We start from the raw sequence: 13298 nt of genomic DNA, 5'->3' as shown, positions 1-13298 counted from the left end.
CGAGACCGATGAGCGACATCAGCAGGCGCAGCCTCCTGGCCGGCGCCGCCGCGACGGCCCTCACCGCCGTCACCGCCCGTGCCGCGACCGCGAGCCCGGTCACCACGAACCCGGTGTGGGCGGCGCCGTTCCAGACCGCCGACGGTTTCGCCGGCACGAACACCCTCGGCCAGAACGGCACCACCGGCGGCGTCGGCGGCCCGGTGGTCACCGTGCGGGACACCGACACGTTCCTGGACTACTGCGACCGCAACGAGCCGTACGTGATCCAGGTCGACGGGATCATGACGTTCAGCAGCAAGCAGGGCCTGCGCTCCAACAAGACCGTGATCGGCCTGCCGGGCGCCGAGATCCGCGGCGGCGGCCTGGACATGTACCGCAGGCAGAACGTGATCATCCGCAACCTGAAGTTCACCGGCGCGGACGACGACGCGATCAGCATCCAGCAGTCCTCGCACCACATCTGGATCGACCACTGCGACTTCAGCGGAGGCGCGGACGGCCTGATCGACATCGTCCGGGGCGCGGACTTCATCACCGTGTCGTGGAACGACTTCCACGACCACAGCAAGACCGCGCTGCTCGGCCACTCCGACTCCAACGCGGGCCAGGACACCGGCAAGCTCCGCGTCACGTTCCACCACAACTACTTCAACGCCACCGAGCAGCGGCACCCGCGGGTCCGCTTCGGCGAACCGATCCACGTCTACAACAACTACTTCCGCAACAACCGCCTCTACGGCGTCGCCTCGACCGAGAACGCCGGTGTGCTGGTCGAGGCCAACTACTTCGAGAACGTGCCGCACCCGATCTACTCCGGCTACGACGAGAGCGGACCCGGCCGGGTGGTGCAGCGCAACAACATCTTCGTCAACTCCGGCACGCCGCAGACCCTCGGCACGGTCGTCGAGCCGCGCACCTACTACGCCTACACCCCCGACAACCCGTCCACGCTGCCCACGACCGTCCCCGCCGGTGTCGGCGTCGGCCGGATCTGACCCCAGGAGGCCACGCATGAGCCCACTCAACCGCCGCAGGCTGCTCACCGGCACGGCGCTCGCCGCGGTCGTCGCCACCGTGCCACGCCCGGCGTGGGCCGGTGTCGGCGCGCTCAACGTCGCCGACGGGTTCGCCGGCGTCAACGCCCTGGGCCAGAACGGCACCACCGGCGGCGCGGGTGGCCAGGCCGTCACCGTCACCACGGCCGCCGCCCTCGCCGACTACGTGGGCCGCAAGGAGCCCTACGTCATCTCCGTGTCCGGCCGCATCCAGGTCGGCGACGAGATGCTGACCGTCGTGGCGAACAAGACGATCGTCGGCGTCGGCTCCACCGCCGAGATCACCGGCGGCGGGCTGCAACTCGGCTCCACCACCCGCCCCGGCAACAACGTCATCATCCGCAACCTGCGGTTCACCGACGCCGCGGACGACTCGATCAGCGTCACCAACTCCGCGCACCACGTGTGGATCGACCACTGCGACCTGTCGAACGGCTACGACGGCCTGCTCGACGTCAAGCGCAACTCCGACTACGTCACCGTGTCGTGGAACCACTTCCACCACCACAGCAAGGCCGCCCTGCTCGGGCACTCCGACACCTACACCACCGACCGCGGCAAGCTGCGCGTCACCTACCACCACAACTTCTTCGACGGCACCGACCAACGCCACCCGCGCGTCCGCTTCGGCGAGCCGGTGCACGTCTACAACAACTACTACCGCGGCAACTCGCTCTACGGCGTCGCGTCCACCATGGACGCGGGCGTCGTGGTCGAGGGGAACTACTTCGAGAACGTCGCCCACCCGATCCTGTCCGGCTACGACAAGAGCGGACCGGGACGAGTGGTCGAGCGCAACAACATCTACGCCGGGTCCGGTGCCCCGGAGACGCTCGGCACCGTGGTCGAACCGCGCACCTACTACAGCTACACCGTGGACGACCCCGCGTCCGTGCCGCGCCTGGTCACCGCCGGCGCCGGTGTCGGCCGGGTGTGACGAGCGCGAGATCCGGGCCCTCGCCGGTGTGGCGGGGGCCCGGATCCGCGTCAGGCAGGACTCACTGGAAGATGACGTCGCTGCAGAAGTAGTACGACTGGTCCGAGTGACTGGCCTGCCAGATCACGTAGACCACGTGCCGACCGGTGCGGCTGCCCGCGTTCACCGCGACCTTGTAGTGGTCGGACGGCGCGTAACGGCCCGTCGTCGCGACCAGGTCGAGGTGGTTCCAGCCCAACGCCGTCGTCGTCGCGTTGAAGCCCTGCTTGGTCACGTACACCCGGAGGTAGTCCGCGCCGTGCCGGGCCTGGTCCCAGATGTCGAGGGTGAACTGCCGCGGCTTGGTCACCGCCTTCCACTGACCCGGGTTGTCCAGCGCCGCGTACCGCATGCCGCCGGTACGGCCGCCGCTGCACAGCTGGCCGTTGGGGATGGCACCCTGGTGGTTGCCCGCCACGCCTTCGCGGTACAGGCCGTTCCAGTTCCACATCGCGGTGGTGTCGGCCTGCCAGGCCTGCCAGCACATCGGGTCCTGCTGTGCCATCGTCGGGTTCTGGAAATCGCTGCCCCAGCGCTGCCAGCAGCCGTAGTTCCGCGACGGCGGGTCGACGGTCGACCCGTGTGCCTGGGCGACACCGGTCAGCACGCTCGCCATGAGTCCGCCGACGACCACGAGCGTCGCGAAGGCCCTGCCGAGCAGGCCCTTGTTCGCCGGTATTGATCTGAGCGCCACTCTCTCCTCCTCGTTGAGGATGACCACGTTCCGGTATTGACCATGGGTTGGGAGCGCTCCCAAATCGCACTGTAACGAGCCGTGCACGGAGATGGGAAGTGTTGTCGGACAACAGGTTCGCATTCGACGCGCATTCGACCGCAATTCGACAAAACACCGCCCCCGCGACCACGGGAAGGGCGTTTCGGCGGAACTCCCGGCTCGACCGACTCGCGGGCAGCGGTTACTACAGTCCACAATGGACGTCGCCTCGCGGTGATCCTCACACCCCGGCCGGACCGCGTAGTCGCCGAAACCCGGGACGGGCCGGCGCGATCGGGAGATCGAGGGGCGGCGCGGCGATTGCTCCACCCGGACCACCACCGGTACCCCCACCAGCGCGGACACCGTCTCATTTGGGTCTTGACGATCGCCCGGCGGCCGTCTTAAGGTCCGGCATCTCGAAAATTGCCGGATCAATGACGAAACTTTCGAACGCCGCCGTCGTAGTCGTCCGAGAAAGCGAAGACCGCCATGAAGTCGATCCGCCTCGTCACCGCCGCGCTCGCCGCGATGGCGTTGACCTCGCCCCTGGCCCTGGTCGCCGCGGCCTCACCCGACACGGGTGACCTCGCACCGGGCCACGCGAAGAAGGACACCCTCCGCTGGGTGGCGCCCAAGGGGTTCTACATCGGCACCGCCGCAGCCGGTGGCGGCCACCACGAGAGCCAGCCCTACCCCGACCCGTTCACCAAGGACCTCGAGTACCGCTCCGTGCTGGCCAAGGAGTTCAGCTCGGTGTCCGCCGAGAACCAGATGAAGTGGGAGTACATCCACCCGGAGCGCGACCGCTACAACTTCGGCATGGCCGACGCCATCGTGAAGTTCGCGCAGAAGAACCGGCAGGTCGTCCGCGGGCACACGCTGTTGTGGCACAGCCAGAACCCGGCGTGGCTGGAGCAGGGCGACTTCACCGCCGAGGAGCTGCGCGAGATCCTGCGCGAGCACATCACCACGGTGGTCGGCCGGTACAAGGGCAAGATCCAGCAGTGGGACGTGGCCAACGAGATCTTCAACGAGTCGGGCGCGCTGCGCACCACCGACAACATCTGGATCCGCGAGCTGGGCCCCGGCATCATCGCGGACGCGTTCCGCTGGGCGCACGAGGCCGACCCCAAGGCCGAGCTGTACTTCAACGACTACAACGTGGAGAGCGTCAACGCCAAGAGCAACGCCTACTACGCGTTGATCAAGGACCTGTTGGCGCAGGGCGTGCCGGTGCACGGCTTCTCCGCCCAGTCGCACCTCAGCACCCGGTACGGCTTCCCCGGTGACCTGGAGACGAACCTCAAGCGGTTCGCCGACCTCGGTCTCGGCACCGCCATCACCGAGCTGGACGTGCGGATGGACCTGCCCGCGGACGGCGTGCCGACCGCGGAGATGCTGGCCAAGCAGGCCGACTACTACAACCGCACGCTGGTCGCGTGCCTCAACGTCGAAGGCTGTGACTCCTTCACGATCTGGGGCTTCACCGACAAGTACTCCTGGGTGCCGGTGTTCTTCCAGGGCGAGGGCGCCGCGACGGTCATGTGGGACGACTTCACCCGCAAGCCGGCCTACGACGTCATGCAGTGCACGCTCGCCAAGGAGTCCGTCGAGCGCGGCGAGCGCCACCCGCACCTGCCGGGCTGCGCCAAGTAGTCACACCACGCAAGCCGTCGGCCCCCGTTCGGACCTCGGAGTCCGGGCGGGGGCCGATTCCACGTCACGCGCCGAACGCGACCACCGCGCAGGACGTCGCCAGCGCCAGGCACAGCGGCGAGTAGACGCGCCGGTCGAGCCGGGCGAACTCGGTCGACTTGCGCGACGACACGACGAGCCCGCTCGCACCGCGCAGCAGCAAGACCGCCGCCACGCCCGCCGTACCGACGAACGGCACCCACGACGGGCCCGGCAGGCCGACCAACCCCGCCCGGCCCACCACCAGGGAGGCCGCCAGCCCGAGCGCCAGGGCCACGGCCAGCGTCAGGCCGGGCGACGGCAGCTTCTCCGGTGGCACGTCCACCACCCGCCGCGCGAACTCCTCGCGTGACCGCAGGGGCCACGGCGAGAAGATCCACAGCACGTGCAGCGCACCCACCAGCACCAGAACACCTGCCGTGAACAGGGCCAACACCGCCATCCGACACCTCCGTACGCCTGCGTATGGTCGCTGGCCGTACGGTAGCGTACGGAAACTGAGAGTCCGTGACACACGCCACGGCCGGCCGGGAACACCAGCCGCCCGCGAACCGTTGGAACACTCGGTCGGTGCGGTCCGTGTCCCCGGGCCTCACCTAGCGCCTTCGCGGAATACCGTTCGGCTGGAGCCGCGTCGAGCCACTCGCCGAGAGGCGACCGCCGCGCCGACCCCTCAACTCCCGACGCGACCGCCGACGTCGACCAGGTCGGTGACGCCCGCCAGCAGCGCCCGGACGTGGTCCTCGCCGGCCAGCGTGCCGTGCAGCAGGGTCACCGACGCGTCGGTGATGCCGCAGTAGTTCGATACGCCCACCCGGAGCTGCCGGTCCAGCACCTCGGCCATGCCGTGCTCGGCGAACGTCTCCGCCGACTCCCCCGCCAGTCCGATCCACCACATCCGCTTGCCCGCCAGGCGCGGTTGGCTACGCCCGTAGGCGAAGCCGTGGTTCCAGACCCGGTCGATCCAGCCCTTGAGGACTGCGGGCGGCGCGAACCACCAGACCGGGAACACCACCACCAGCAGGTCCGCCGCGGAGATCCGGTCCATGTGCGCCCGCACCTGCGCCGAGTAGACCTTGTCGCGGTCGGCCCAGTCCGGCTCGTCCTCCGGTGTCATGCGCGGGTCGAAGCCCTCGGCGTGCAGGTCCAGCACGTCGACCTCGACGCCGTGCGCGGTCAGGTGCTCCCCCAGCCGGGCCGCCACCCGCGCGGTGAGCGAGTCGGTGCGCGGGTGGGCCACCACCAGCAGCGCCTTCACCGGGCGTCCAGCCGGACGAGCATCTTGCCGGTGTTGGCACCGCTCAGCACACCGAGGAACGCCTCCGGCGCCCGCTCCAGCCCGTCGAACACCGTCTCCTCGGTCCGCAGCACGCCCTCCGCCAGCCACCCGGCGGCACGCCCGACGTACTCGGGGAACCGGTCCAGGTACGAGCTGACGACCATGCCGCGCAGGCTGAGCTGCTTGACCGCGGCCGGGTAGAGGTTCGGCCCCGGCACCGGCCCGGTCGCGTTGTACTGGCTGATCGCGCCCACCAGCGCGACCCGACCGCCGGGCCGCAGCGCGCCGATGGCGGCCTCCAGGTGGTCACCGCCGACGTGGTCGAGGTAGACGTCGATGCCCACGGGCGCGGCCGACGCCAGCTGCTCGCCGATCGGCCCGGACCGGTAGTCCAGCGCCGCGTCGAAGCCGAAGTCCGCCAGCTTCTCCGCCTTCACCGGGCCGCCCGCCGAACCGATCACCCGGGACGCGCCCAACTGCTTGGCGATCTGCCCGGCGACGCTGCCGACCGCGCCCGCGGCGGCCGACACGAACACCACGTCACCGGGTCGCACGGGCGCGATCTCGGTCAGGCTCACGTACGCGGTGAGCCCCGGCGTGCCCAGGACGCCCAGGTACGCCTGCGGCGGCGCGAGCGCGGTGTCCACCACGGTCACCGCCGAGGCGTCCACCACGGCGTGCTCGCGCCAGCCGAGGAAGTGGGACACGGTCGCGCCGACCGGCACCGCCTCCGCCCGGGACGCGACGACCTCGCCGATCGCGCCGCCGTCCAGCGCCGCGCCGACCCGGAACGGCGGGATGTACGACTCGCCCTCGTCCATCCGGCCGCGCATGTACGGGTCGACCGACATCCACGTGTTGCGCACGAGCACCTGCCCGTCGTTCAGCTCCGGCAGGTCGACGGTGGCCAGGGTGAAGTTCTCCGGACCGGGCTCGCCGACCGGGCGTGCGGCGAGGCGGATCTCGCGGGTGGTGTTCGACATGGTGTTCCTCCGTGCGGGTTGTGCTTCGAGGACCACGGTGCCGGTGGGGTGTTCGGGTTCTGCTCCGATCTTGTTCGGGTCGCCTCGACTACGGTGGTGACCATGCGTTTCGGGGTGCTGGGTCCGCTGGACGTCCGGACCGGGGACGGCACGCCGGTGCGGGTGCCCGAGCGCAAGGTGCGCGTGCTGCTCGCCGACCTGCTGGCCCACCGCGGCCGTCCGGTGTCGGCGGACCGGCTGGTCGCCGACCTGTGGGGCGACGACGGGCCCGCCAACCCGCTGCGCGCGCTGCACGCGAAGGTGTCGCAGCTGCGCCGTGCGCTGGAGGAGGCCGAGCCCGGTGGCCGGGACCTGGTCGAGTCCCGTTCGCCCGGCTACCTCCTGCACGCCGGCGACGTGGACGCCGACCGGTTCGCCGAGCTGACCGCGCGGGCCCACGAGGTGGTCGACCCGGCGGCACGGGCGGCGGTGCTGGCCGACGCGCTGGACCTGTGGCGCGGATCGGCGTTCGCGGACTTCGCCGATCACGACTTCACCCGGTCGGCGGTCACCCGGCTCGACGAGCAGCGGCTGGTCGCCGTGGAGGACCTGGCGCAGGCCCGGCTGGAGCTGGGCGAGCACGCGGCGGTGGTGGCCGAGCTGGCGGACGTCGTCTCCGAGCACCCGTTGCGGGAACGCCTGCGCGCGATCCACCTGCGTGCCCTCTACCGGTCGGGGCGGCAGCACGAGGCGTTGGCGGGCTACGACGACCTGCGCCGGCGGCTGGCCGACGAGCTGGGCGTGGACCCGAGCCCCGAGCTGGCCGCGCTGCACCGGGCGATGCTGGACCAGGACGCCGACCTCGCGCCGCCGGTGCGTCCGGCCGCGAACCTGCCGAACCCGCTCACCCCGCTCGTCGGCCGGGAGCACGACGTGGCCGAGGTGCGGCGGCTGCTGGGCGAGCACCGGCTGGTGACGTTGACCGGTCCGGGCGGGGTCGGCAAGACCAGGCTCGCGGTGGAGGCCGCCCGGCGGCTGGTGGACGGGTTCGCCGACGGTGTGCGGATCGTCGAGGTGTCCGCGCCGTGCTCGCTGCCCGACGTGGTCGCGGCGGTGCTGGGCATCCGCGACGACGGCACGTGGGGCGGCGAGCACGTCGACACGGTCGACCGGCTGGGGATGGCGTTGCGGGACAAGCGGATGCTGCTCGTGCTGGACAACTGCGAGCCGATGATCCCCGAGGTGGCCGCGTTGACCGCGCACGTGCTGCGGACCGCGCCGCACCTGCGCGTGCTGGCGACCAGCCAGGAGCCGCTGGCCGTCGCGGGCGAGGTGCGCCACCCCGTGACGCCGCTGGCCGTCGCGGACGCGGTGGAGCTGTTCGTCGCCCGCGCCACCGCCGCGGCGCCCGGATCCGCCCTGGACGCCGACGCGGTGGTGGCGATCTGCCGCCGGTTGGACGGCCTGCCGCTGGCGCTGGAGCTGGCCGCGACGAAGGTGCGGGCGCTGGGCGTGACCGGCGTGCTGTCCCGGCTGGACGACCGGTTCCGCGTGCTGGCGGGCGGGTACCGGGACGCGCCGCCGCGCCAGCGGACCCTGCGCGCGATGATCGACTGGAGCTGGGAGCTGCTGGATGACGCGGCGCGGGTGGTGCTGCGCCGGCTGGCCGTGCACCACGAGGGCTGCACGTTCGAGGCGGCCGAGGCGGTGTGCGGCGGCGGCGACGTGCTGGAGGTGCTGACCGGGTTGGTGGACCGGTCGCTGGTGGTCGCGGTGGAGGGCGCGGGCGGCCACCGGTACCGGCTGCTGGAGTCGGTCGCGGCGTACTGCGTGGAACGGTTGGCCGAGGCGGGCGAGCTGGAGGACGTGCGGGCGCGGCACGTCGAGTACTACACCGACCTCGCCGAGCGGGCCCGGTTGCGCGGGCCGGAGCAGCACGAGTGGTTGCGGCGGCTGGACGCGGACTCGGCGAACCTGCGCGTGGCGCTGGACCACGCCGTGCGGCTGGGGTTGACCGCGCAGGCGTTGCGCCTGGTGGACGCCCTGGCGTGGTACTGGGTGCTGCGCGGCAGGTTGGGTGAGGCACGGCGTGCGTTCGAGACCGTCCACGCGGTGGGCCGGACCGGCGCCACCACGGCCTGGCACGCCGGCATCGGCATCCTGACCGGTCAGGGCGCGGACCGGGACGCGCGGATCGAGGCCGCGCTGCGGTCGTGCCCGGAACCGCACGCGTTCTGGTTCCTCGGCCACGCCCTGTGCGAGATCGGCGACGTCACCTCGGCGGAAGACCTGACCGAGCGGGCGCTGACCGCCTTCACCGCGACCGGCGACCGGTGGGGCACGGCCGCGGCACTCAGCGACCGCGCGCTCCAGGGACTCCTGCGCGGCGACCTGGAGGCGGCGGCACGGGACGGTGAGCGCAGCGTCGCGCTGTTCCACGACCTCGGTGACACGTGGGGCAGGCTGCGCGGCACCCGGCCGCTCGCCGCGGTGGCCGAGGTGTTCGGCGACTACGACGAGGCGGCGGAGCGGCTGCGCGCCGGCCTGCGGTTGGCCGAACAGCTCGGGCTGTGGCCGGAGGTGTCCGACCTGACCGCCGGCCTGGGACGCATCGCCCTGCTCGCCGGTGATCACGAGCGGGCGCGCGAGCACCACGAACGTGCGCTGAACCTGGCCGCGGAGCACGGTTTCCGAGCCGGTGAGGTCAACGCTCGACTCGGCCTGGCGCTGGGCGCACGCCGCGCGGGCGACCTGGACACCGCGGAGCAACTGCTGCACACCGTGCTGGCCTGGCACGACGAGGTCGGCCTGTCCGGCGCGAACGCGTTGGTGCTGGCCGAACTGGGCTTCATCGCCGAACTGCGCGCCGACCCGACAACCGCCGCCGCCCGCCACCGGGAGAGCTACGCGGCCGCCCTCGGCACGGGCGACCCGCGTGCGCTGGCGTTGGCTCTGGAGGGCCTGGCCGGCGCCACGTGCGACCCGGCCGCCGCCGCGACCTTGCTGGGCGCGGCGGATGCGGCCCGACGATCCCGCAACGCCCCCCTGCCTGCCGGCGAACGCGCCGACGTCGACCGGATCACTGCCCGTGTCATGGAGGTCTTGGGTCCGGTGGCGTTCGGTGAGCACTTCGCGCACGGCGCCACGCTGTCGCCGGATCAGGCTCTGGTGTACTCGGAGTCAGGGCTCGAAAAGATTTGAAGCGTCCTCAGCGAACGCTCCCAGCGACGCTGCAGCCCGTCGGGCATCGCGTCCACCATGACCTGCGTCACATGCGAGTAGATGCCCCGAACCCCCGCCATCCGGTGTCCGAGGCGCTTGCACTGGAGGATCTCCGGCACGCCGTCTTCAATGAGCCACCTCTTGTGTATGACGTAGGTCATGGAAGTGCAGACCAGGATGGATCGGCGCCCATCCCCGGCTCGGATCGCCGTTGACGAGGGGCAGCCAGACCCGCCGCCGGAAGTTCGACCGGCGTAGCAGTCCTCCGTCCAGACCGGTGAACACGTGCTCCTGCATCCGGCGACGAAACGGCGTTCGAGGCAGGACCGGCCGTGCAACCGGCGAGCAGCACCAGCGAGACCGGCACCGTCCAGTTCCGTGGCTCCCGCACGAACAGCCGATCCCACGAACGACTCTCCTCCCATGAACATCGGTGACCGACCACGGACGCCCACCATGTTCCCGATGAACGATTCGGGCAGGACAGTGCGCCGCCGCCCGTCACCGGCACGACGAACCACGTGATCGGGGCCGGGAGTGACGCGTGCCGAGCCGTACCCGGGACCGCCGTCACACCGCGGCGAACCGCATTTTCGCCCACACAGTCGTGGAGTTCCCCATCGCCACGACGCCCCACTGCTCGCTCAGCGCCTCGACTATGGCCAACCCGGCTGCCCGAGGCCAACCGGCGCCGCTGCGCGGGGCGCGGTTGCGAACCCTGATCGTGAGGATCTCGGCATGCCGGTCCAGCACGAGCTCCACCACGTAACGCGGGAGACCGTAGCGCTGCGCGTTGTCCAGCAGTTCGGCGACGACCAGTTCGACCCGCAGCACGTCGTGGACCGGCCAGCCGTGCATGCGTTCGCGCAGCCACAGCCAGGTCGTCTTCCGCCACAGGATCCCGTCGTCCCGGACCACCAGCACAGCCGTGTCATAACCGGCGTCAAAGGCGGCGCCGTCGTGACCGGCACTCATCGTCGGCCCCCATCCGCCCCAGGGTGGCCGGGGCACGCGGCGGCAGGATCTCGAACCACGGTCCGAGTCTGCCACCGGCACGGTCCACGGAACCTGACGATCACCTTGCACGGTTCCTCCCCGTTCGGATTCTCCGATCCCACCGTCACCGGGGTGCGCTGCGCCGCGCCGGTGAGCAGGCCACCGCACCTGCGGACGTGCACCACCTCGGATCAGTCGGAACAGGGAGCCACGCCTCGCCCCCGTTGTCGACCACCACAAGCACCCCCACCGACTGTGCGCCTCCGCACGGCACGCGTCCCGTTGGGCACCGACGGCACGGCCGACCGTGCGGTCGGCCTCGATGCGGCCCACGCCGGACGTGTGGTCCGGTGTCAGGTCCCGGTGCTGTCGGCTCCCGGTCGGACCGGGCCGACCTCCAGGAACGGGCCGTCGAGCGGCGGTGCGCATGCGGTGGCACCCTGCTCGACGAACACCGGTTCCGTGTTGTTCGGCGGGTAGACCCGCAGCCCACCGACCTGGACCTGCTCGCAGTCGGGAGTCTTCCGCGGCGCGCTGGACAGCAGCAGAGGCGCGGACGCGGTCTCGTCGGGTGCCAGGGTCACCACTGGGCCGTCGGTGTCGCGCTCGGCCGGCAGGCCGACCTGCTCCCCGCCCTCGCCGGTGACGTAGGAGACCCCCGGCGCGCCCTGGAGGGTGCACGGCTGTGAGGCGGTGTTGGTGAACCGCAGGGGCAGGTGGGCACCCTGCATGTCATTGTTGCCGGGACCGAGGTGGACGCGCAGCCCGGCGGTCAGGCACTGCTCGGCGTCCCCGAGGCTGCGCGGTGGGTCCGCCCCCAGGGCGTTCGACGTCGGCGGCACGGTGGCCGGTTCGTCGGCCGTGCCGGAACCGCAGCCGCCCAGCACTGTCAAGGCCAGGCACGACGCAGCGGCCAGGACACACGTTCGAGTGGTCTTGTGGAACATCGACGGCTCCTGTTCTCGAGGTCGGGTGCACAGCCTGGCTACCCGCGCTGTCGCCCTGGGTGCGGCTCGTCGGGCAATCGCAAGGTTGTCCGGCCGGTTGGCCGACCACCTGGCGGGTACCGGGGGTTCGTGCCCCGTTCAGCGCGATCCCCGGCCGGGTGCCGGGAGGACTGGAGCCCGTGGTGACCTTGGTCCTGGCCTTCGGTGTGGTGATGCTGGTCAGCGTGGCGCTGTCGGGTCTGGCGGCGCGCACGGTGCTGTCGACGGCGCTGATGGTGCTGCTCGCGGGCGCGCTGCTCGGGCAGGGCGGGTTCGGTCTGGTCGAGATCCCCTCCGAAAGCGGGTTCGTCTCGGCGCTGGCCGACCTGGCGCTGTTCACCGTGTTGTTCACCGACGGCCAGCGGGCCGGGCTGCCCGCGTTGCGCCAGGGATGGCGCAGTTCGGGCAAGGCCCTGGGCATCGGCATGCCCCTGGCCATGATCGGCATCGCCCTGCCCGCCCACTACCTGGCCGGCCTGGACTGGGCCACCGCGTTCCTGCTGGGCGCGATCCTGTCCCCCACCGACCCGGTGTTCGCCTCCGCCATTGTGGGCCGCGAGGACGTGCCGCTGCGGCTGCGGCGCCTGCTCAACGTCGAGTCCGGTCTCAACGACGGCCTGGCCCTGCCGTTCGTGCTGCTCTTCCTGGCCGCTGCCTCCCACGAGACCGCCCACCCCGGCGAGATCGCCCTCGAACTCGTCCTCGGCCTGGTCCTCGGCGTCGCGGTGCCCGGCCTGGTGGCGCTGGCGCTGCGGCTGCCGGTCCTGGGCGCCGAACCCCGCCTGCAAGCCCTCGGACCGCTGTCGGTGGGCATCGTGGTCTACGCCGCGGCCGACCTGACCCACGCCAACCCCTACCTGGCCGCCTTCGCCGCCGGTTCCACCATCGCCACCCTCACCCCCAGTGCCGCCGAGCGGTTCGAACACTTCGGCGACCTGCTGTCCGAGACCACCAAGTTCGCCGCGCTGCTCGTCTTCGGCGCCTTGATCACCCCCGAACGGTTGTCCCATCTGAGCCTCGGTGACTGGCTGGTGCCCGTGCTGGCCATCCTGCTCGTCCGTCCGCTGTCCATGGCCGTCTCGCTGCTGCGCAGCAGGCTGACCCGGCGGGAACGCGCCGCAGCGGCCTGGTTCGGGCCCAAGGGCTTCGCCTCGGTCGTCTACGGCCTGCTGGTCCTGCAATCCGGCCTGCCCGAAGCAGCACACCTGTTCGACCTGGTCGCGGTCACCATCGCCCTGTCGATCGTCCTGCACTCCTCCTCCGACGTGCCGGTCGCCAAGGCCCTGCGCATCGAACCGCCTGACAACCTGCCCACCGGCGGGCCGGACCAGCCCGACACCGGCCGTAACCCGTCCGGTTGAGATCCCCGGGTCGTCCCACGAGTCACCTCTGGTGGAGCATGTCCG

Annotated in this window: 11 protein-coding genes; 5 read left to right on the top strand and 6 right to left on the bottom strand. The window is 71.4% G+C overall.

Going from position 1 to position 13298, the window contains the following annotated elements; genetic code table 11:
* Positions 1-8 precede the first annotated feature (8 nt).
* Together B0I31_RS06390 and B0I31_RS06385 are read left to right on the top strand one after the other, a co-directional pair.
* A complete protein-coding gene (locus tag B0I31_RS06390; RefSeq protein ID WP_106614368.1) occupies positions 9-998 on the top strand; it encodes a pectate lyase family protein in 990 nt (329 codons plus the stop codon).
* A 16-nt stretch (positions 999-1014) separates the two neighbouring features.
* Positions 1015-1995, top strand: coding sequence for a pectate lyase family protein (locus B0I31_RS06385; protein WP_106614367.1), 981 nt, complete (start codon positions 1015-1017; stop codon positions 1993-1995).
* Positions 1996-2056: 61 nt separating this feature from the next.
* On the opposite strand, the gene B0I31_RS06380 is transcribed toward B0I31_RS06385, so the two are convergent.
* A complete protein-coding gene (locus B0I31_RS06380) occupies positions 2057-2728 on the bottom strand; it encodes a lytic polysaccharide monooxygenase auxiliary activity family 9 protein (RefSeq protein WP_483880259.1) in 672 nt (223 codons plus the stop codon).
* A gap of 513 nt (positions 2729-3241) precedes the next feature.
* Here B0I31_RS06380 and B0I31_RS06375 point away from each other — a divergent pair.
* Positions 3242-4408: an endo-1,4-beta-xylanase gene (locus B0I31_RS06375; RefSeq protein WP_106614366.1), complete on the top strand. Its 1167-nt coding sequence runs from the start codon at positions 3242-3244 to the stop codon at positions 4406-4408.
* Positions 4409-4472: 64 nt separating this feature from the next.
* On the opposite strand, the gene B0I31_RS06370 is transcribed toward B0I31_RS06375, so the two are convergent.
* From B0I31_RS06370 to B0I31_RS06360, 3 genes are all read right to left on the bottom strand, one after another.
* Positions 4473-4889, bottom strand: coding sequence for a DUF3995 domain-containing protein (locus B0I31_RS06370; RefSeq protein ID WP_106614365.1), 417 nt, complete (start codon positions 4887-4889; stop codon positions 4473-4475).
* 231 nt (positions 4890-5120) lie between these two features.
* Positions 5121-5705 carry an NAD(P)H oxidoreductase gene (locus B0I31_RS06365; protein ID WP_106614364.1) on the bottom strand — a complete coding sequence of 195 codons (585 nt, stop codon included), beginning with the start codon at positions 5703-5705 and terminating at the stop codon, positions 5121-5123.
* Positions 5702-6709, bottom strand: coding sequence for an NADP-dependent oxidoreductase (locus B0I31_RS06360; RefSeq protein ID WP_106614363.1), 1008 nt, complete (start codon positions 6707-6709; stop codon positions 5702-5704). The genes B0I31_RS06365 and B0I31_RS06360 overlap by 4 nt, the downstream gene beginning before the upstream one ends.
* Before the next feature lie 102 nt (positions 6710-6811).
* On the opposite strand from B0I31_RS06360, the gene B0I31_RS06355 reads away from it, so the two are divergent.
* The gene (locus B0I31_RS06355) at positions 6812-9889 is read left to right on the top strand and encodes an AfsR/SARP family transcriptional regulator (protein WP_106614362.1); all 3078 of its coding nucleotides are present in this window, start codon (positions 6812-6814) and stop codon (positions 9887-9889) included.
* A 591-nt stretch (positions 9890-10480) separates the two neighbouring features.
* Here B0I31_RS06355 and B0I31_RS06345 read toward each other — a convergent pair.
* Entirely contained in the window at positions 10481-10885 is a 405-nt protein-coding gene (locus tag B0I31_RS06345; RefSeq protein ID WP_146173765.1) for an ATP-binding protein, read from the bottom strand.
* Positions 10886-11259: 374 nt separating this feature from the next.
* Positions 11260-11853 carry a DUF4232 domain-containing protein gene (locus B0I31_RS06340; RefSeq protein ID WP_106614359.1) on the bottom strand — a complete coding sequence of 198 codons (594 nt, stop codon included), beginning with the start codon at positions 11851-11853 and terminating at the stop codon, positions 11260-11262.
* A gap of 182 nt (positions 11854-12035) precedes the next feature.
* On the opposite strand from B0I31_RS06340, the gene B0I31_RS06335 reads away from it, so the two are divergent.
* Positions 12036-13253, top strand: coding sequence for a cation:proton antiporter (locus tag B0I31_RS06335; protein ID WP_106614699.1), 1218 nt, complete (start codon positions 12036-12038; stop codon positions 13251-13253).
* Positions 13254-13298 lie beyond the last annotated feature (45 nt).

It is taken from the genome of Saccharothrix carnea (genome assembly GCF_003014735.1).
GTDB classification, from domain to species: Bacteria; Actinomycetota; Actinomycetes; order Mycobacteriales; family Pseudonocardiaceae; genus Actinosynnema; species Actinosynnema carneum.
This window is presented reverse-complemented; position numbering and strand designations above follow the sequence as displayed.